Genomic DNA, 19,079 nt, shown 5'->3' on the forward strand with positions numbered 1-19,079 from the left:
GGGGAGGGTGAGCAGGAAGTCCTCCAGGACGCGGGAGTAGACGTTGTCGCTGGTGCTGCCGGTGACGATGATGTCCTTGGCACGGTCGACGAGATAGAGGTATCCCTCGGCGTCGAGATAGCCCATGTCGCCCGTGCGCAGCCAGCCATCCTGCAGCGCCTCCGCGGTGCGCTGCGGGTCCTCGTAGTAGCCCAGCATCACCGTCTCACCCCGGACACACACCTCCCCGACCTGCCGGGTGGCCAGCGCCACCGTGCTGTCTTCACCACGGATCTCGATCTCGGTGTCGGATATCGCGCGGCCGCAGCTGCGCCAGAGCTCCGGCCGCTCAGCGCCCTGCGAGGCGAGGTCCTCCGCACCGAACGCGGCGATGCCGAGCCCCTCGGACTGCCCGTAGCCCTGGCTGACCACCGGCCCGAAGACCTTGACCGCCTGCTGCAGCCGGCTGGGCGACGAGGCCGCGCCACCGACGACGATCCGCCGCAGCGCGGGCAGGGCACCCACCGTGCACTCCGGGTGGTCGAGGAGCGCGTACAGCATCGGCGGTACGAACATGGTGGTGGTGATCCGCTCCTCGCGCAGCACCTCCAGCGCGGCACCCGCCTCGAACTCGGGCAGCACGACAAGGGCGGACCCTGTCAACAGGGCCTGGATCGAGGTGAGGTGGCCGCTGCCGTGGGTGAGCAGCGTGGAGGCGAGCACCCGGTCCGTGCCCGGGTTCATGGCCGGGAAGAACGCGGAGCCGGATCCCTGTGGGCCGTCTTCCACCGAGGCCACCAGCATGTTGTAGAGCCGGTGGCTGTGTGCGGCGAGCTTCGGGCGGCCCAGGGTACCGCCGGTGTAGAGCACGGTGACCGGCTCATCCGCCCCCGGGGCCCGCACATCCGCGGGGCGCACCGCCGGGCACTCGGCCGCCAGAGCCAACAGGTCCTGGCACTCCAGCTCGCACGGGCCGAGGCTGACCAGCACGGGGGCGTGGACACTGCGGCCGGCCGCATCGGCAGCCCGCGACGCGAACAGCGGATCGGTGACCACGACACGCGCACCCGACTGCTCGACCAGCGCGGCAAGCTCACCCGGCCCCGGCTCCGGCGGCAGGAACACCACACGACAACCGATCAGATGCACCGCGAGCTGCACCAGAACAGAGTCCACACGATTGGCCAGGAACAGCCCCACTCCGTCGCCGGGCGCGAGCCCCTGCCGACGCAGCGCCTGCCCCAGCCGGAACAGCTGCCGCCGGGCTTCGGCCCGACTCAGCCGCTGCGCACCCTGGACGAGCGCCTCGGCATCCTCGTCCTTGTGCCAGTGCTCCAGGATGCGGTCCACGTACGTCCGGGGCGATGTTCCCTGCGAGTTAACGATCATGGACACATGCAAACATGCCGCTCGGGAGCCGCATCTCACAGGGGGGCAACTTCGGCCATCGGCTGACGGAGTGTGCAGCCGAATGTTCATCCACGTACATCGAAGCCAGCGGCCGAGATGGCCTCGTCGACGGCCTCGTCAGCGGCCTCGCCGTCAGCCTCACCGTCGGTCCGAACTTGTCGAATATCGATATGCTCCGCTAGCGTTGAGCATATCGAAAGTCGATAGGGAGGGCATGCGATGAACACACGGCTCACAAGGATCCTGGCCCCGGTGACCTTTGCGTTGGCGATGCTCTGCGGGCTCACCTTCATCGGCACCGCGATCACGCACATACTCGACGACGGGGCGGTCTGCGTGCAGACGGGATTCTGGCGCAATGGCTCACTGCCACCCGACAGCCTGCCGATCGGCCAGGGCGTGCAGGCGTCCAGCACAGCCACGCGCCTCTGCCAGGACAGTCCCTCCGCGGCTCAACGCGCGGCCGACCTCGGGGGCGAACTCCCCTGGCTGCTGTTCGGCTCCCTCGCGCTACTGCTCTTCTCCCGGCTGCTGAAGGCCGTCCTGCTCCAGGGGCCGTTCACCGAAGCGGTGTCGCGACGGCTCTCCGTGCTCGGCTGGTTCGTTGCCGTCGGCACGCCGCTGGCGGGTCTGGTCGTCGGCTGGTCGCAGTCCTGGCTCGTCGGGAGCATGGCGCCGATCGTGGGTTCCGGGCCGACGGTCTCCGGGCCGCAGGTGCTCGTCCTCGCCGGCCTGGCCGCAGTCATCATGGGGAAGATCATGCGCGAGGGCGTGCGCATGCGAGAGGACCTCGAAGGGACCATCTGATGCCCGAAGAGGAACCCCACGGGATCCGGATCCACCTCGACCACCTGCTCTCCGAGCGCGGTATGACGCTCACCGAACTGTCCGCGCAGGTAGGCATCACCGTCGTCAACCTGTCCGTGCTCAAGAACGGGCGAGCCAAGGCCATCCGCTTCTCGACCCTGTCGAGGATCTGCGATGTCCTTCAGTGCCAGCCGGGAGACCTGATCACCCACGACCCGGCTGAGCCGACCTGACCAGCCATCCCACGGCGGAGTCCACCGAGGAGTGCCCAGGCCGTCCCTCAGCATCCCGTCGTGGCGCGGCGGTCACACGTCGAGGCGGTGCCCGCCCAGCCTGGCGACGATCTCGGGGTCGCGGTGGTCGAAGAACAGCGAACTGCCGGTGTCGAGGGTGGCGATCTGCGCCATCTGCCCGTCGGTGAGCCGGAAGTCGAAGACGTCGAAGTTCTCCGCCATCCGTTCGGCGCGTACGGACTTGGGGATGGCGATGACGCCGCGCTGGGTGAGCCAGCGCAGCACGACCTGCGCCACGGACTTGCCGTACTCCTTGCCGATCTCGGCCAGGAGCCGGTTGGTGAACAGGTCGTTCCTGCCCTCGGCGAAGCCGCCCCAGGACTGGATCCGCACCCCGTGCTCGCCCATCAGGGCCTGGTAGTCGGCGCGTTGGAAGAACGGGTGGGTCTCGATCTGGTTGACCGCCGGGACGATGTCATTGTTGACGATCAGGTCGAGCAGCCTGTCGGGGTAGAAGTTGGCGACACCGATCGCCTTGGCCAGCCCCTCGCGGTTGAGGGCCTCCATTGCGCGCCATTGGCCGTATACGTCGCCGAAGGGCTGGTGCATCAGGTACAGGTCGAGGTGGTCCAGGCCCAGCTTGTGCAGCGAAGTCTCGTACGCGCGGCGGGTGTTGTCCTCGGCGGGAGCGTCCTGCACCCACAGCTTGGTGGTGACGAACAGGTCCTCGCGGGCGATACCGCTGGACTTGATGGCGCGGCCTACGGCCTCTTCGTTGCCGTAGGCGGCAGCCGTATCCAGCAGGCGGTAGCCCGCGGCCAGCGCATCGGACACGGCGCGCTCGGTGTCCTCGGCGGGGATCTGGTAGACGCCGAAGCCGAGCAGCGGCATGTCGACGCCGGTGTTCAAGGTCGCGTACTGCATGGGGGATTGTCCTTTGCTGAAAGTGGAGGTGGGGGCGGTCAGGGGGCGATGAGCGCCTTGAGGACCTGGCGATCGGCCATGGCCCGGTAGGCGTCCGGCGTCTCGTCCAGGAAGAACGTCTGGTCGAAGACGCGGCCGGCGTCACCAGGGTGCCGTCGGCATACGGGACGCGGACGGCTTCGCCCTGCCCGCCGTCCACGCCGTCGAAGCCGTACCGGCCGCCCGCCTCGGCACGAGATGTGCAGGCCCCTGGCGCAGCAGTCGCAGGTGTCGTCGCTGTAGGTGAACGGGGCGACGACCAGGTCACCCGCCATCAGGCCCCTCACGTCCGTGCCCGTCTCCTCGACGACGCCGAGGAACTCGTGGCCCATGGGGCGGCCGGTGTCGGTGGCGGGCATCGACCGGTAGGGCCACAAGTCGCTGCCGCACCCGCACGCGGCCACCGTGCGCACCACCGCGTCGGTCGGCTCGACGATCTGGGGGTCGGGCCGGTCTTCGACCCGGACATCTCCGGCTCCGTACATCACTGCTGCACGCATGAGGGGTTACTGCTCCAAACGGGGGTCGTGCGGGGCGGTGCGGGTGATCAGCGTTCGAGCAGCCGCGCCTGTGCTTCGGTGTGGGTGTCGCCTGCGGCGGGCGGCAGGCTGCTCAGCTTGTCCAGTTGCTCGCTGGTCAGCGAGACCGTGTCGGCGGCGGTGTTCTCCTCCACCCTGCTGACGCGCTTGGTGCCGGGGATCGGGGCGATGTCGTCGCCCTGGGCGAGCAGCCAAGCCAGCGCGACCTGTGCGGTCGTGGCGCCGGCCTCGGTGGCCAGAGCCTTGACCTGGTCGGCGAGCGCCAGGTTGTGCTTGAAGTTCTCGCTGGTGAAGCGGGGGTTGTCGCGCCGGAAGTCGGAGGCGTCGAACTGGTCGGTGGAGCGGACGGTGCCCGTCAGGAAGCCGCGGCCCAGCGGGGAGAACGGCACCAGGCCGATGTTCAGCTCCCGCAGGACGGGCAGGACGCGCTGCTCGATGCCGCGGGTCCACAGCGAGTACTCCGATTGCACCGCGGTGACCGGCTGGACGGCGTGGGCGCGGCGGATCGTGTCCGGGCCGGCCTCTGAGAGCCCGAAGGCGCGCACCTTGCCGGCGGTGATCAGTTCGCCGACGGCGCCGGCGGTCTCCTCGATCGGCGTGTTCGGATCCACCCGGTGCTGGTAGTACAGGTCGATGTGATCGGTGCCCAGCCGCTTCAAGGAGCCCTCGACGGCGGTGCGGATGTTGGCCGGGCCGGAGTCCAGGTTGCTTGCGCCGTCGCCGCCGTGCGAGACCAGGCCGAACTTCGTGGCCAGCACCACCTGGTCGCGGCGCCCCTTCAGCGCCCTGCCGAGCAGTGCCTCGTTGGTGTAGGGGCCGTAGATCTCGGCGGTGTCGATGAGCGTGACGCCGAGTTCCAGCGCCCGGTGCACGGTCCTGATCGACTCCGCGTCATCGGTGCCGGAGCCGGTGTAGCCGTGGGACATGCCCATCGCGCCCAGGCCGATCCGAGAGACCTCCAGGTCACGCAGCTTGATGTAGCGCATTTCGTCCTCTCCGGTTCGTGACGTCGCCCGGCACCCCCACTCTCGCCCGGTCCGGCAGGCCGTGCCTGCGGTGACCGGCGGTGGAAACCGGGGTGTCGGGTCTTGCTCCTTCACCTTCGCCCGGATCGCGCCGGTGTGGCAGGGCGGGCTCTTCGGGGGTCATGACAGGGCCCCCCTCCCGCCCGCGCAGCGGGTGCCGGACGGGTGAGACTGGAGTCATGCCATCGACGAGCGCGCACAGCGAGGGCGCAGAGCTGGGCCGCTACCTGCGCGCCCGCCGCACCCAGACCACCCCCGAACACGTCGGCCTCACCGTCGGCGCCGGCATCCGCCGCACCCCGGGGCTGCGTCGCGAGGAAATCGCCACCCTCGCCGGGATCAGCATCGACTACTACGTGCGCCTGGAACGCGGCAAGGAGACCCGCCCCAGCCCCGCCGTCCTCGACGCACTCGCCCGCGCCCTGCGCATGGACGACCAGGAGCACCAGCACCTGCGCGAACTCGCCGCCCGCGCCGCCCGCTACGTCTGCGAACCGCCACCCGCACCGAGCCGTACCGTGCGCCCACATCTGAAGCTGCTGCTCGAATCGCTGCGCCCGAATCCGGCGTACGTCATCAGCCGCAGCATGGACATGCTCGCCTGGAACCCCGGCGGCCTCGCCCTCTACGCGGGCCTGGACGACTGGCCCGTCAGCCACCGCAACCTGGCCCGCTACTTCTTCCTGCACCCCGCGGCCCGCGACCTCTTCGCCGACTGGGACCGGCAGATCACCGCCTGCGTCGCCCGCCTGCGCGCCATCGCCGGCACCGCACCCGACGCCCCCGATCTGACCAACCTCGTCGGTGAACTCCTCCTCAAAAGCCCCGACTTCGCCGGTCTCTGGGAGCGCTACGAGGTGACCGGACGCAAGCCCGCACACAAGACGTTCCGCCACCCCCAGGTCGGCACGCTCACCCTCACGTCCCAGTCCCTGCACGTGGAAGGCACCCCGGGCCAGCGCATCGGCGTCTACACCGCCGAACCCGGGACCTCCGACCACGACGCCATGCTCCTGCTCGACATGACGGCACCGCCGCCGACCGAACGCCCCGCATCCGCCCCGAAAGCCGGCGGTCAGCAGCCGTAAGCCCTCATGCCGTACGGGAATTCAGTGCTGCTGCGCGGAGCTGATCCCGCGGCGCTGTGCCAAAGCGAGCTCCGCCTCGTTGCGCAGCGGCTCTTCGGAGGTTGCGAGCGCGAGCCCAAGTCCCACGATCATGAGGGGAACCGTCCAGAAGAAGACCGCTTGGTAGGCGGCGACGCTCTGCGTCAAGCCGGGTCGGGACGACCCGAGTGCCCCGGTGAGGATGGCGCCGAAGAGCGCGGCGCCGAAAATGCTCCCCAGAGATCTGAAGAAGTTCAGTACTCCGGTCGCCACGCCGAGGTTCTCGTGGTCCAGTGCGTTCTGGCCGACGATGAGGCAGACCTGGACGAGGAATCCGAGGCCGATGCCCGCGGTGGCCAGCGGGATCATCAGAGATCGGGGGCTGGTGCTCTGGTCGGCCTGGCTGACGGCGGTCATCGAAAGGCCGACGAGGACCGTTCCCACGACGGGGTAGAGCTTGTAGCGGCCGGTTCTGGTGATGAGCGTTCCGGAGATCACCGCCGCGACGACCAGCCCGAGCAGCAGGGGAATCAGATAGAGGCCGGCGGAGGATGCCGACCGGTGCTGGACGGTCTGCAGGAACATCGGAACGTAGAGCATGCCTGCGAACAGGACCATTCCGGTGAGCAGGAACTGAGCCGTCGCCAAGGTGAAATTCGTCGAGCGGAACAGGTGGAGCGGGGTGATCGGTGTGGTGGCCCGGCGCTCGACGAGCAGGTAGCAGGCGAGGCACAGGAGAGCGAAGGCGGCTAGGGCAAGGATGAGGGGCGAGCCCCATGGATGGGCGTGCCCGCCCCAGGTGGCGATCAAGACCACGGACGTGGTGAACGCGGCGGCCGTCAGCGCTCCGAGGAGATCGACCCTGCCGCTCCGCTCGGGCAGGGGAAGGCGGAGCCGGGCCGCGACGGCGAGGAGGGCGACGATGCCGATGGGCACGTTGACGTAGAAGATCCACCGCCAGGACAGTCCGTCGGCGAAGGCTCCGCCGAGCACCGGGCCGGCCACGAGCGCCACTGCGGCGACCGCGCCCAGGAGGGCCTGGTGTCTAACTCTTTGACGCGGCGGTGCGAGGTCTCCGGTGATGGCCATCACCAGCGATGTGATTCCTCCGCCGCCAATGCCCTGGAGGGCGCGGGAGAACGCCAGCACGGTGAGGCTCTGCGCCAGCCCGCTGAGCAGGGATCCCACGAGGAAGACGACGATCGAGAACTGAAAGATCCTCTTGCGTCCGTACATGTCCCCGAGCTTGCCGAGAACCAGGGCGGTGACCGAACTGGTGAGGAGGTACGAAACCGCGATCCAGGAACTTCCGCCGGTGTCCGCCCTCAGGTCACCGGCGATGCTCGGCAGTGCCGTAACCACGATCGTCTGGTCGAGATTGGCCATGAAGAGCGCCAGCATCAGCGGGATCATCAGCAAGATCACGGCCTCCGGATTCCATCGTCGGTGCGTGGCATGTGTACGCGTTACTTCTTGGAGTCGGCACGCGAAGACGCACCCGGGCCAGGCGCCTCGTCGTGGTCGTGAGCGCCGTTGCTGCCCGTCCGGGCCTCCCCGGTGCGATCTTGCGCCGGTACTTTGGCGCCGTGGGGTGGGAACCACGTGTAGCGGTGGGGATCGAACGCGTGGAACTGCCGTCGCAGTCGCCGGGTCGACCAGGGCCAGCAGAACGTATTCACGCCGGTAGGGCTGAAGTAATAGCTGGATGGTCCCGCCGTGTTGTAGACGGTGGTGCTCAACGCCGCTTGCAGAGCGGTGTTGTAGGCCTCTTCCACCTCGGGCCGCACCTCCATGGCGGTGTGGTTGCTGCGTCCCAGGTGCGTCAGGGCATCAGTGATGTAGCGCAACTGTGCTTCCAGGACGGTGGGGACGGCGACGTTGCCGTTGAGGATGTTCGGGCCGAGGAGAAGGAAGAGGTTGGGATATCCGCTGACGCTGGTTCCGAGGTAGGCGCGCCGGCCCTCCTGCCACGTCTCGTCCAGCGTCCTGCCCTGAGTTCCGTACACCTGACGCGCGAGGGGTGTTTCGCCGATCTGGAAGCCGGTGGCCAAGACGATGACGTCCGCGCCGACCTGTCGCCCGTCGGCCCCCACGACGGTGCTGCCCTCGATGTGTTCGGCGCGGGTGGGGTGCAGGCTGACGTTGGGGGCCGAGACCGCCGGGAAGTAGGTGTCGGAGGTGAGGAGCCGGCGGGCTCCCAGCCTGTGGCCGGGCGTCAGCGCCTCGCGTAAGACACGGTCGCGGACGCATCGGCGCAGATACAGGCGCGCTCCGGCCTCCAGCGGAGGCAGCAGCCAGGGGTGACGCAGGGCCAGGCCGATGGCCTCTTGCGTCCAGTGGTGCATTCCCCGTACCAACCGCCGCGCCGTGGGCCGGCGTTCCAGCAGGCTGCGGACCCTCGCGGGCAGCGCATAGTCAGGCTTGGGCAGGACCCAGGGGGCCGTGCTCTGGAATACGTCGATGTGTGCGCCGCGGCGCTGGAGTTCGGGGAGGAACTGCACAGTGGAAGCCGCGTTGCCGACGACGGCGATGCGGCGGCCCGTCAGTTCGGCGCCGTGGTCCCAGCGGGCCGAGTGGAAGACGGGGCCCGGGAAGTCCGCCAGGCCGGGGATGTCGGGATACCGGGGCTGGTGCCAGGGGCCCGTCGCCATGACCACGAATCTCGCCGTGTACTGACCCCCTGTCGTGGTCACGAGCCAGCGTCGCCCGGGCTGATCCCACTCGCAGGCCAGCACCTCGACTCCGTAGCGAATGACGTCGTCGCAGCCGTGTTCGGCAGCCGTGTCCTGGAGATAGCGAAGGATTTCCGGCTGAGCGGCGAACGTACGCGTCCACGCGTGCGGCGCGAAGGAGTACTCGTAGAGGAACGACGGCACATCGCAACCGCACCCGGGGTAGGCGTTGTCCCGCCAGGTGCCACCAAGTCGTTCCGCCTTCTCCAGCACGACGAGGTCGTGGAACCCGGCCCGGCGCAGGGTGGTGGCCGCGGCCAGCCCGGACAGGCCGGCGCCTACGACGAGGACCCCTACCTCGCGCATGGTCTCCAGTGTCCCGCTCTCCATCACACAGCCTCCCGGGCCATTGCGTCAGCAAACGACGCGCAACGTAGCAGGGGCCGCGCATGGCGGGAGCCGTTCCTTTGTGCGGTCGGGAGCGGCCCGAACCCCGCTACCAGCGGGCTCTCATCGACGGAACGTTCCTGCCCGGAGGGGAGATTGACCCATCTGTGTAGTGCATGTCCATGTCCGTCGTTGCCACCCACGAAGTCGAGACGCCGCCCGCCTCCTGCTGGATCCGCTGGCCAGCGTTCGCTAAGTTCCTGCTGGTCAGCGGCGCCTCTTGGACCTTCTGCTGAGCGAATGCGGCGGCCCTGGTCGGGAAAGCGCATTGAGCGCGGGGGTGGCCGAGGGTTGGATTGCCCGGGTCGAGACGGCGGGTTCGCCCCCGGCATCGAGTGGGCCGGGGCCCTACCCACTCGGCCCGTACAGAAGGAAGCGAGTGGCACCCATGCTCAACGGTTGCACGCCCTGGCCCGAGGAGTTCGTCGACCGCTACTGGATGTCCGGGCACTGGCGCGGCTACACCCTCGACGGCCTACTGCGCGACTGGGCCCTGCGGTACGGACCCCGGACCGCGCTCGTGCACGGCGCCACCGGCATCACGTACGCGCAGCTCAACCGGCGTGTGGACCGCATGGCCGCCGGGCTGCGGCTGCGCGGCATGCGGCCCGGGCAGCGGGTCGTCGTCCAGCTGCCGAACGTTCCGGAGCTCGTCAGCACCGTCTTCGCACTGATGCGGATCGGCGCGGTCCCCGTGTTCTGCCCGCTCTCCCACCGCGCGCCCGAGGTGTCCCACCTGGTGCGGGTCACCGAGGCCGTCGGCTATGTCGCCCCCTCGACGTACCAGGGCTTCGACCACACGGCGATGGCCGCCGACATCGCGGCCCAAGGGCCGTTCCTGCGGCGGGTGTTCACCTATGAGCCGCCCGGCGCCTCGTCCCCGTACGGTGGCTTCTCGACCGACGTGTCGAGCTGCCACTACTTCCCGCTGGGCTCCCTCGACTCGCCGCCCGGCCCGGCGCTCGCGCAGAGCGCCGGCGAGGTGGCGCTCTTCCTGCTCTCCGGCCGTACCGCCGGGACGCTGAAGGTCATCCCGCGTACCCACAACGACTACGCCTACCAGGCGCGGGCCGCCGCCGAGCTGGTGTCGCTCACCGAGAACGACGTGTATCTCGCCGCGCTGCCCGCCGAGTCGAACTTCGCCTTCGGCTGCCCCGGCATCCTCGGCGCCCTCTCCGTCGGCGCCACCGTGGTCCTGGCCGACACCCCGCAACCCGCCGACTGCCTCCCCCTCATCGAGCGAGAGCGGGTCACCATCACGTCGTTGGACCCCGACACCGTCCAGCTCTGGCTCGATCAACTCCCCATAATGCAAGTCGACTTGAGCAGTCTGCGTCTCGTGCAGATCGGTGGCGCGACGCCCTTGCGACGGGCGACCGCCGAGCGGATCGGCCCCGAACTGGGCTGCCGCCTACAGCAGGTGTACGGCATGGCCGAGGGGCTGCTCACCCTCACCCGGCCCGACGATCCCGACGAGACCGTGCTCACCACGCAGGGCCGCCCCCTCTCCCCCGACGACGAGATCCGCATCGTCGACAGCGACGGCAAGGACGTGCCCGACGGGGAGCCGGGCGAACTCCTCGCCCGGGGTCCGCACACCCTGCGGGGCTACTACCGGGCGCCCGGCCACAACGCGCGCGCCTTCACCCCCAACGGCTTCTTCCGCACCGGCGCCCTCGCGCGGCGCACCCCGGACGGCGATCTGGTGATGACCGGCCGCCGCACGGAACAACCGGCCGGCGAGCCCGGCTGCCCCGGGGTCACCTCGTCAGCGTGCCGTCCGGGACCTCGCGGACGGTGACCTTGCTCCGCTGCCGATTCAGCGCGGCGGCCACGACGTCGCCGATGCCGTCCGGGTCGTTCAGCTGCGGGGCGGGTGACTCGGAGCGCTCGATGGCCCGCGTCAAGTACTCCGGGTTCCACGACGAGACGGCTCCGCTGACCTCGATGGACTCCACTCGGCGCTTGCCGATGCGAGCCTTGATCGCGGGCAGGATCTGGTCCGAGAACAGCTTGCCTTCCATGCGGAACAGGCTGGCATGGCCGCCCACCTTGCCGCCGTCGCGCAGGTAGGCGGTGATGACCAGGCAACTGGTCACGCTCGGGTACGTGATGGTGCCGCCCGGTCCGACCTCGTCGACCTCTCCTTCGGCGATCGAAACGGCGGTGTCACCTTGGGCGCGCTGTACTGCGACTTCGGCACGCTGTACGGCTACGTCCGCTGCCGCTTCCTCCGTGTGAGCCGCCTCGGCCCGCTGCACCGGCGCGCCGGACATCGCCCGCGTCGCGTTGGCTTCCGCCTCCCTTTCGAAGCGGTCGGAGGGGTCGGAGACCTTCAGGCCGGAGCCGTTGCCGGTGCCCGCGACCGGGCCCTGGCGCTGCTGGATGACGTGGGTCAGCTCGTGGGCCAGGGTGTGCTTGTCCGCTCCGCCGTCGCCGATGACGACGTGACTGCCCGAGGTGTACGCGCGGGCGCCGACCTCCGCCGCCGAGGCCTTGGCGGCGCTGTCGTTGTGGATGCGCACGTCCGAGAAGTCCGCACCCAGCCGGGACTCCATGTCCGTACGGGTCGCGCTGTCGAGGGGCCGGCCGCCGGACCGCAGCACGTCGTGCACGGCGGAGCGCTGCACCTGCGGCTCCTCGCGGCTCCTCGGCCTGCTGGTGCTCACACCCGGCACCGTGCTGGTGCTGCTCCTGCGCCCAGGGGTGCCCGGCCTGGCGGAGCATCTGCACCACGACCGCGTTCCCCGCCGTGCTCTGCAGGGCGAGCCGCGCCCCGTCCTCGGCCTCGGGCTTTCGGGTCGGTGTGCGCCCGTTCTTCTCGGTGGCGTTCTCCACGGCGTTGTCTCGGTCGTGCAAGGGGTGCCTCTTCCCGCGCAGGATTCCAACTCCAACTCACCCTGGATACGCCCGAGTTGGGCTATCGGCCAGGTACGTGAAGGCAGCACGCGGCTGACCGAAAGGGCAGATACCCGCCTACGCCGAACCACCGTCACGTTCCAGCCATGTTCAGGCCTTCCCCAGGACCGGCCACAGGGCCGGGTCCTCGAAGTTCAGGGCCCAGATCGTCGTGTTGCGGATGCCGTAGCGGCGCAGCACCGGCAGGTCCGCGGTGACGCCCGCGGCGTCCTGGTACCAGACCTCGCGGACGCTGTCGTCCTCCTCGTACGTGAAGTGCGGGGTCTGGGAGTCCGGGTCGAGGCGGTAGGGGGCGCCCTGCGCCACGCGCAGCGCCTCGGCCTCGCGCCAGGTGACGTGGCGGGTCTTTCCTCCGGGCACCCAGTCCCAGCCGTAGGCGGGCAGGCCCATCTCCAGCTTGTCTGCGGGGATCAGCGCGGTGGCCCGGCGCAGGATGTCGTCGTACCACTGCGGGCTGGCCAGCGGGCCTGCGCTGCCGCCCTGCCAGTGCAGGTCGTACCCCATGACGCGGACCCTGTCGGCGGCCTTGCCGAGCGCCGCGTAGTCCCAGATCCGGCCGGTGTTCGCCGTCTGCGGGGACACCGTGAGCACGCACTGCTCGCCCAACGCGTGCAGCCGTCCGCAGAGTTCCCCGGCGAAGGCCGCGTAGGCGGCGCGCACCGCCAGGTAGTCCGCCTCACCCGTCGGGGCGATCGACTCGTAGTCGATGTCGATGCCGTCGTACGACCGGCTGCGTACGAGGGCGAGCAGGGTCTCGACGTGGGTGGTGCGGCTGGTGGGGTTCGTGAGGATGGCCGCGAGCTCGCCGGACTTCATCGTCTCCATGACCGTCGGCACGACCTTGATGCCGGCCTGGTGCAGCCCGTCGATGATGCGGGTCTCCCCCGCGCCCGGGTGGCCGTCGATCTTGTCCGCCGCCTTCGCCTGGTACCAGAACGGGCTGACGGTGTGCAGTTGGGCGGCGTGCCGCAGGGCGTCCGCGTACCCGCCCTCCTGGTCCCAGTACGGGAGCCAGCCGGAGACGGTCCGCGGGAGCGGCTCGTCGGCGGATGCCAGGGGCTGGACGAGGGCGGTGAGCAGCGCGGCGGCTGCGCACAGGACGGCGAGGCGCGGGCGTGCGCCGGGGCGAAGGATCATGGGCCCGAGCCTGCGGCCCGCTCGGCGTACCCGCTCTGTGGGTTGGGCCGTACAGGCCCTACGGTGTCCGGATGACTGCGTATGTCGACGACCACACCGACCGTCCCCCGCCGCCCGGCCAGAGCGGCCCGACGGCCACCACCGAGGCCGATCCCCACGACGTGGGGGCGGTCCGCATGGGCTACGCCCCGGACCGCGACGGCGACCCCGATCCCGGCGAGATCGTGTGGACCTGGGTGCCTTTCGAGGAGAACGACGGGCGCGGCAAGGACCGCCCGGTGCTTGCGGTGGCTCGCGAGGCGGCCGGCACGCTGCTCGCCGTGCAGTTGTCCAGCAAGCGCCACGACCACGACCGCGAGTGGGTGCCGATCGGCGTCGGGCCCTGGGACCGGGAGGGCCGCGAGTCCTGGGTGGATCTCGACCGGGTGCTGCGGCTGCACGAGCGGGGCATGCGGCGTGAGGCGTGCGCCCTGGACCTGCCCCGCTTCACCCTGGTCGCGGACCGGCTGCGCGAGCGGTACGGCTGGCGCTGAGGCCATTCGGGTTGGCGCATTCGGGTCGACGCCGATGCGCCGCTATCCCTTGAAGGCCGCCTCGAAGGCGCCCAGAGTTGTCTGATCCCTCGTCCGGTCCAGGACCGCGAAGACGACCTCGTCGAAGTGGCCCGCGAACCGGCCCTCCCCGGTGAGGTGGTCGCGGAACGCCGCGGCCACCCGCCCCGGGTCGTTCCGGAATACCCCGCACCCCCAGGCCCCGAGCACCAGACGCCGGTAGCCGTGCAGGGCCGCCGCCTCCAGTACGCGTCCGGCGCGCGCGTCGAGCACGGGCCCGATGCGGTGTGCCTGTTCGGGTGTACGGGTCCTGATCACCCCGGCGTTCGGGGCGGGCGAGGTCAGGAATCCGGCGAGGTAGGGCACGTCGAGGAGGCGGCCGCGGTCGTCGCGGAACACCGGGACGCCGGGTGAGTGGATGACCCGGTCGGTGTAGAACACGTCGCGGTCGCCGCGGTGGTGGGCGTAGAAGTCCGGGGCGCGCAGCAGCGTCGCGTACAGCGCGGACGAGCGGCAGAGCGCCTCCTCCTGGGCCTGGGCGCCGTTGAGGAAGCCGCCGCCGGGGTTGCGTGCGGAGGCGAAGGTGAGGACGGCGACCTTCCCGGACGCCCCGGCTTCGCCGACCGCCCCGGCCTGCCCCGCCTCGCCCACCAGCCGCCTTGCCGCGTCCAGGCTGCTCTCCCCGGTCACCTCGACGCGCGTCACGCGGTCCCGGTCTGGCGTGACGGCGAGCGGCTCCGGGCCGTGCAGGGTCGTGCCCGCGAGGGCGGCGGCCAGCGGCTGGGCGATCGACACGGTACGGCCGGTCTCGCTCTCGTACCGGCCGGTGTCGGTGATCTCCACCGTGTGGCGCGCGATCCCGCGCAGTCGTGCACTCATGAGGTGCATCGTGAACGTCCGCGGAAGATTGTCGCAATCGAATATCCGTCCGAGCAGGCGCTCTTGTGCGATGCGACGGCAGAGTCTTAGGTAGGACGGCATGTGCATCCGAGCCCTGGAAGGGGGCAAGCGTCCATGAACACCAGTGAGTTGACGGAGACAGAGGCCGACGACCTGCTGCGATGTATCTGTTTCAAGACGGGTCCGCCACGCGCTGTCGGCGTGGAGCTGGAATGGCTCGTCCACGATCTGCACCACCCCCGGCTTCCCGTCCGGCACGAGCGTCTGGAAGCCGCCTACGCCGCCTTACGCACCCTGCCGCTGCGGTCGCCGCTCACCGTCGAACCCGGCGGCCAGCTTGAGCTCAGCTCGCTGCCCGCCGCGTCCCTCATGGAGTGCATCTCCACCGTCTCCGCCGATCTGACGGCGGTTCGCGCCGCCCTCGAAGAGCGCGGCCTCGCACTCGTCGGCCTCGGTCAGGATCCCTGGCATCCCCCGCGCCGCATGCTGCGCCAGGCGCGGTACGACGCGATGGAGGCTCATCTCGACCGTTCGGGTCCGGCCGGCCGGGCCATGATGTGCTCCTCGGCCTCCGTCCAGGTGTGCATCGACGCCGGGTACGAGGAGCCCGGCCCGCTCGGCTTCGGGCGCCGCTGGCTGATGGCCCATCTGCTGGGCGCGGTCCTGGTCGCCGCGTTCGCCAACTCCCCTTTCCGAGAAGCCGAGTTGACCGGCTGGCGGTCCACCCGGCAGGCCAACTGGAGCGACATCGACCCGGTGTGCGCGCTCGCCCCGCCGCTCGAAGAGCCGCCCCGCGAATCGTGGGCCGCACACGTCCTGGACGCCCCGGTCATGTGCGTACGGGCCGAGGAGGGGCCGTGGTCGGCGCCGCCGGGTCTCACCTTCCGGCAGTGGCTGCGCACCGGTCTGCCGCGGCCGCCGACCCGCACGGACCTCGACTACCACCTGACCACCCTGTTCCCGCCGGTGCGGCCGCGCGGCCATCTGGAACTGCGCATGATCGACGCGCAGCCCGGCGACCACGGGTGGACCGTGCCGCTCGCCGTGACCAGTGCGCTCTTCGACGACCCGGAGGCGGCCGAGATCGCCTACCGGACCGTCAAACCCCTTGCTGAGCGCACCAGTTCGCTGCCAGCGCCGCGCAACCCGCTCTGGCGGGCGGCCGCCCACGACGGGCTCGCCGACCCCGAGCTGCGCGAGGCCGCCACCGCGTGCTTCACGGCGGCGCTCGACGCGCTCCCCCGCCTCGGCGCCTCCCCCGAGCTCCAGGCCCGGGTGGCCGCCTTCACCGACCGCTATGTCGTACGGGGCCGATGTCCGGCCGACGACACCCCCTCACCCGTCCCACCGAAGGACATCCGCATATGACCGACCCGGAGCTGCTCAGGGCCCGCGCCCTGACAGCACTCACCGCTGCGCGCGCCCGCACCGGCGTGCTCACCTCCAGCGTTGACGACCGTGAACTGACCGCGCAGCACTCGCCGTTGATGTCCCCCCTCGTCTGGGACCTGGCGCACATCGGCAACCAGGAGGAGCAGTGGCTGCTGCGTGCCGTCGCCGGGCAGGACGCGATCCGGCCCGAGATCGACTCGCTGTACGACGCCTTCGAGCATCCGCGCGCCGCCCGCCCCACCCTGCCGCTGCTCGCCCCCGCCGAGGCGCGCCGGTACGCCGCCGATGTGCGGGGCCGGGCGATCGACGTCCTGGAGCGCACCCCGTTGCACGGCGGGCCGCTCACCGATGCCGCCTTCGCCTTCGGGATGATCGCCCAGCATGAACAGCAGCACGACGAGACCATGCTGATCACCCATCAGCTGCGCAAGGGCCCGGCCGCGCTCACCGCCCCCGAGCCGCCGCCCGGCAGCACCGAGGGTCTGCCCCCCGAAGTCCTCGTCCCCGCCGGCCCGTTCACCATGGGCACCTCGACGGAGCCCTGGGCGCTGGACAACGAGCGCCCCGCGCACCACCGCATCGTGCCCGCCTTCCATCTGGATACGACCCCGGTGACGTGCGGGGCGTACCTCCGCTTCATCGAGGACGGCGGCTACCGCGAGGAGCGCTGGTGGGAGCCCGCGGGCTGGGCGATGGTCCGCGAGCACGAGCTGGGCGCGCCGCTGTTCTGGCGGCAGGAGGGCGGCCAGTGGCTGCGCAGGCGGTTCGGGGTGACCGAGCCGGTGCCGGTCAACGAGCCCGTGCTGCACGTCAGTTGGTACGAGGCCGACGCCTATGCCCGCTGGGCCGGGCGGCGGCTTCCGACCGAGGAGGAGTGGGAGAAGGCGGCCCGCCACGACCCGGACTCGGGCCGCTCCCGCCGCTACCCGTGGGGCGACGGCGACCCCACCCCGGCCCACGCCAACCTCGGCCAGCGCCACTTGCGACCCGCTCCCGCCGGAACGTACCCCGAAGGCCAATCACCCCTGGGAATACGGCAGTTGATCGGCGACGTGTGGGAGTGGACGTCCAGCGACTTCCTGCCCTACCCGGGCTTCGTGGCCTTCCCCTACCGCGAGTACTCGGAGGTCTTCTTCGGGCCGGGACACAAGGTGCTGCGCGGCGGGGCGTTCTCCGTGGACGAGGTGGCCTGCCGGGGCACCTTCCGCAACTGGGACCTGCCGGTCCGGCGCCAGATCTTCGCGGGCTTCCGTACCGCCCGGGACGCAGACTGATGTGCCGTCACATTGCCTATGCGGGGCCGCCCTTGGCCCTAAGCGAGCTCATCGTGCGGCCGCCGCACGGGCTGTACCGGCAGTCGTGGGCGCCGCGCCGCCAGCGCCACGGCACGGTCAACGCCGACGGTTTCGGCGTCGGCTGGTACGCGGACGGCGATCCGGTGCCCGCCCGCTACCGCAGGACCGGGCCGATCTGGGCCGACCCCAACTTCGCTGACCTGGCCCGGGTGGTGCGTGCCGGAGCGCTGCTCGCGGCGGTCAGGGACGCCACCGAGGCGGGCGCGGACGGCGAGGCGGCGGCCGCGCCTTTCGCCTCCGGACGCTGGCTGTTCAGCCACAACGGCGCCGTGCGGGACTGGCCGCGCAGTGCGGCACCGCTCGCCGCCGCGCTGCCCGCCCAGGCCCTGCTCGGCCTGGAGGCCCGCTGCGACGCGGCGTTCGTCTGGGCGCTGGTCCTCAACCGGCTGACCAGCGGCGACGAGGCGGGCCAGGCGATGGCCGACACGGTCACCGAGCTGGCCGCCGCGGCCCCGGGCTCGCGTCTGAACCTGCTACTCACCGACGGCGAGACCATCACCGCCACCGCCTGGGGCGACACCCTCTGGTACCTGCACTCCCCCGGCCGCTCCACCGTCGTCGCCTCCGAGCCGTACGACGACGACCCGTACTGGCGCGAGGTGCCCGACCGCACCCTGCTCGCCGCCACCCGCACCGATGTCCTGCTCACCCCCCTCAAGGAGCCCCAGTAGTGCGCCCGTTCCAGTTGACCCGCACCCTGCCCGAGGACGCCACCGGGGCCGCACTGCGCGCCGATGTGCTGCACGGGCTGTCCCTGACCCCCAAATCCCTTCCGCCCAAGTGGTTCTACGACGCGCGCGGCAGCGACCTGTTCGAGGAGATCACCCGGCTTCCCGACTACTACCCGACGCGGGCCGAGCGCGAGATCCTCACCGACCGCGCCGCCGAGATAGCCGCCGCGACCGGCGCGCACACCCTGGTCGAACTCGGCTCGGGATCCTCCGAGAAGACCCGGCTGCTCCTGGACGCGCTGCCCGCGCCGCTGACGTACATACCGGTCGACGTGAGCGAGAGCGCGCTGGCCGGCGCGGCCGAGGGGCTGCTCGCCGACCACCCGGGCCTGCGCGTCCACGCGCTGATCGCGGACTTCACCCAGGTCCTCGAACTGCCCGAGGCGCCGGGCCCCCGCCTGGTGGCGTTCCTCGGCGGCACGATCGGCAACCTGCTGCCCGCCGAGCGGGCCGAATTCCTCACCTCGGTAAGGAAGTTGATGGCGCCGGGCGACTCGCTCCTCATCGGGACCGATCTCGTGAAGGAGGAGTCCGTCCTGGTCCGCGCGTACGACGATCCGACGGGGGTGACGGCGGCGTTCAACAAGAACGTGCTCAGTGTCATCGACCGTGAACTCGGCGCGGACTTCGATCCGGACGACTTCGACCACGTCGCGCTGTGGAACCGCGAGGAGGAGTGGATCGAGATGCGGCTGCGGGCCCGCCGCGACGTGACCGTGAAGATCCCCGAACTGGATCTCGTGGTCTCCTTCACGGCGGGAGAGGAGCTGCGTACCGAGGTGTCCGCGAAGTTCCGCGAGACGGGCGTACGGGCCGAGTTGACGTCCGCCGGGTTCGTTCCGTCGCGCTGGTGGACGGATGCCGCAGGGCGGTTCGCGCTCTCGCTGGCGACCGCGGGCTGACCAGCCGTGCG

17 protein-coding genes and 1 pseudogene are annotated in these 19,079 nt (G+C 70.6%); 9 read left to right on the forward strand and 9 right to left on the reverse strand.

Translation table 11 applies throughout. From position 1 onward, the window contains the following. Nucleotides 1-1,368: class I adenylate-forming enzyme family protein (locus ADK54_RS11125; RefSeq protein WP_234392004.1), on the reverse strand; the 1,368-nt coding region annotated here is incomplete at its 3' end. A 240-nt stretch (nt 1,369-1,608) separates the two neighbouring features. Between ADK54_RS11125 and ADK54_RS11135 the strand changes: the two genes are divergently transcribed. Both ADK54_RS11135 and ADK54_RS11140 read left to right on the forward strand, forming a co-directional pair. Next, a complete protein-coding gene (locus ADK54_RS11135; protein ID WP_053725418.1) occupies nt 1,609-2,196 on the forward strand; it encodes a DUF2975 domain-containing protein in 588 nt (195 codons plus the stop codon). Then, entirely contained in the window at nt 2,196-2,429 is a 234-nt protein-coding gene (locus ADK54_RS11140) for a helix-turn-helix domain-containing protein (RefSeq protein ID WP_053725419.1), read from the forward strand. Before ADK54_RS11135 ends, ADK54_RS11140 begins: the two co-directional genes overlap by 1 nt. Nucleotides 2,430-2,501: 72 nt before the next feature. Here the strand turns inward: ADK54_RS11140 and ADK54_RS11145 are convergent, their stop codons facing one another. From ADK54_RS11145 to ADK54_RS11155, 3 genes and pseudogenes are all read right to left on the reverse strand, one after another. Continuing rightward, the gene (locus ADK54_RS11145) at nt 2,502-3,353 is read right to left on the reverse strand and encodes an aldo/keto reductase (protein ID WP_053725420.1); all 852 of its coding nucleotides are present in this window, start codon (nt 3,351-3,353) and stop codon (nt 2,502-2,504) included. Between the two features lie 142 nt (nt 3,354-3,495). Further along, nucleotides 3,496-3,892: pseudogene (locus ADK54_RS11150) on the reverse strand (alcohol dehydrogenase catalytic domain-containing protein); the annotation flags it as partial. Nucleotides 3,893-3,939: 47 nt separating this feature from the next. Then, nucleotides 3,940-4,917, reverse strand: coding sequence for an aldo/keto reductase (locus ADK54_RS11155; RefSeq protein ID WP_053725421.1), 978 nt, complete (start codon nt 4,915-4,917; stop codon nt 3,940-3,942). A 218-nt stretch (nt 4,918-5,135) separates the two neighbouring features. Between ADK54_RS11155 and ADK54_RS11160 the strand changes: the two genes are divergently transcribed. Then, nucleotides 5,136-6,044, forward strand: coding sequence for a helix-turn-helix transcriptional regulator (locus ADK54_RS11160; RefSeq protein WP_053725422.1), 909 nt, complete (start codon nt 5,136-5,138; stop codon nt 6,042-6,044). A 21-nt stretch (nt 6,045-6,065) separates the two neighbouring features. On the opposite strand, the gene ADK54_RS11165 is transcribed toward ADK54_RS11160, so the two are convergent. Together ADK54_RS11165 and ADK54_RS11170 are read right to left on the reverse strand one after the other, a co-directional pair. Further along, nucleotides 6,066-7,487, reverse strand: a complete 1,422-nt coding sequence (locus ADK54_RS11165; protein ID WP_234392005.1) for a DHA2 family efflux MFS transporter permease subunit — start codon at nt 7,485-7,487, stop codon at nt 6,066-6,068. Nucleotides 7,488-7,528: 41 nt separating this feature from the next. Beyond that, nucleotides 7,529-9,100 (reverse strand): flavin-containing monooxygenase, encoded by a 1,572-nt coding sequence (locus ADK54_RS11170; RefSeq protein WP_078966304.1) that lies wholly within the window; start codon nt 9,098-9,100, stop codon nt 7,529-7,531. Nucleotides 9,101-9,569: 469 nt separating this feature from the next. Between ADK54_RS11170 and ADK54_RS11175 the strand changes: the two genes are divergently transcribed. Then, a complete protein-coding gene (locus ADK54_RS11175; RefSeq protein WP_078966298.1) occupies nt 9,570-10,982 on the forward strand; it encodes a (2,3-dihydroxybenzoyl)adenylate synthase in 1,413 nt (470 codons plus the stop codon). On the opposite strand, the gene ADK54_RS48770 is transcribed toward ADK54_RS11175, so the two are convergent. Continuing rightward, complete coding sequence (locus tag ADK54_RS48770) at nt 10,942-11,850, reverse strand: DUF4157 domain-containing protein (RefSeq protein ID WP_420717293.1); 909 nt, start codon at nt 11,848-11,850, stop codon at nt 10,942-10,944. The two genes, ADK54_RS11175 and ADK54_RS48770, sit on opposite strands and share 41 nt — an antisense overlap. Before the next feature lie 340 nt (nt 11,851-12,190). After that, nucleotides 12,191-13,237 carry a glycosyl hydrolase family 18 protein gene (locus tag ADK54_RS11185; protein WP_053725423.1) on the reverse strand — a complete coding sequence of 349 codons (1,047 nt, stop codon included), beginning with the start codon at nt 13,235-13,237 and terminating at the stop codon, nt 12,191-12,193. Nucleotides 13,238-13,308: 71 nt separating this feature from the next. On the opposite strand from ADK54_RS11185, the gene ADK54_RS11190 reads away from it, so the two are divergent. Next, complete coding sequence (locus ADK54_RS11190) at nt 13,309-13,770, forward strand: type II toxin-antitoxin system PemK/MazF family toxin (RefSeq protein ID WP_053725424.1); 462 nt, start codon at nt 13,309-13,311, stop codon at nt 13,768-13,770. Nucleotides 13,771-13,812: 42 nt separating this feature from the next. Here the strand turns inward: ADK54_RS11190 and ADK54_RS11195 are convergent, their stop codons facing one another. After that, nucleotides 13,813-14,667, reverse strand: coding sequence for a TIGR02452 family protein (locus ADK54_RS11195; protein ID WP_053725450.1), 855 nt, complete (start codon nt 14,665-14,667; stop codon nt 13,813-13,815). A 135-nt stretch (nt 14,668-14,802) separates the two neighbouring features. On the opposite strand from ADK54_RS11195, the gene egtA reads away from it, so the two are divergent. The 4 genes from egtA to egtD are packed head-to-tail and all read left to right on the forward strand — an operon-like array spanning nt 14,803 to nt 19,068. Then, a complete protein-coding gene (egtA, locus tag ADK54_RS11200) occupies nt 14,803-16,056 on the forward strand; it encodes an ergothioneine biosynthesis glutamate--cysteine ligase EgtA (protein ID WP_053725425.1) in 1,254 nt (417 codons plus the stop codon). Further along, entirely contained in the window at nt 16,053-17,354 is a 1,302-nt protein-coding gene (egtB, locus tag ADK54_RS11205) for an ergothioneine biosynthesis protein EgtB (RefSeq protein ID WP_053725426.1), read from the forward strand. Before egtA ends, egtB begins: the two co-directional genes overlap by 4 nt. Further along, nucleotides 17,354-18,106: an ergothioneine biosynthesis protein EgtC gene (egtC, locus tag ADK54_RS11210; RefSeq protein WP_053725427.1), complete on the forward strand. Its 753-nt coding sequence runs from the start codon at nt 17,354-17,356 to the stop codon at nt 18,104-18,106. The genes egtB and egtC overlap by 1 nt, the downstream gene beginning before the upstream one ends. Next, nucleotides 18,106-19,068 (forward strand): L-histidine N(alpha)-methyltransferase, encoded by a 963-nt coding sequence (egtD, locus tag ADK54_RS11215; protein ID WP_053725428.1) that lies wholly within the window; start codon nt 18,106-18,108, stop codon nt 19,066-19,068. Before egtC ends, egtD begins: the two co-directional genes overlap by 1 nt. Nucleotides 19,069-19,079 lie beyond the last annotated feature (11 nt).

This window comes from Streptomyces sp. WM6378 (assembly GCF_001279695.1).
In the GTDB taxonomy this organism is placed as follows: Bacteria; Actinomycetota; Actinomycetes; order Streptomycetales; family Streptomycetaceae; genus Streptomyces.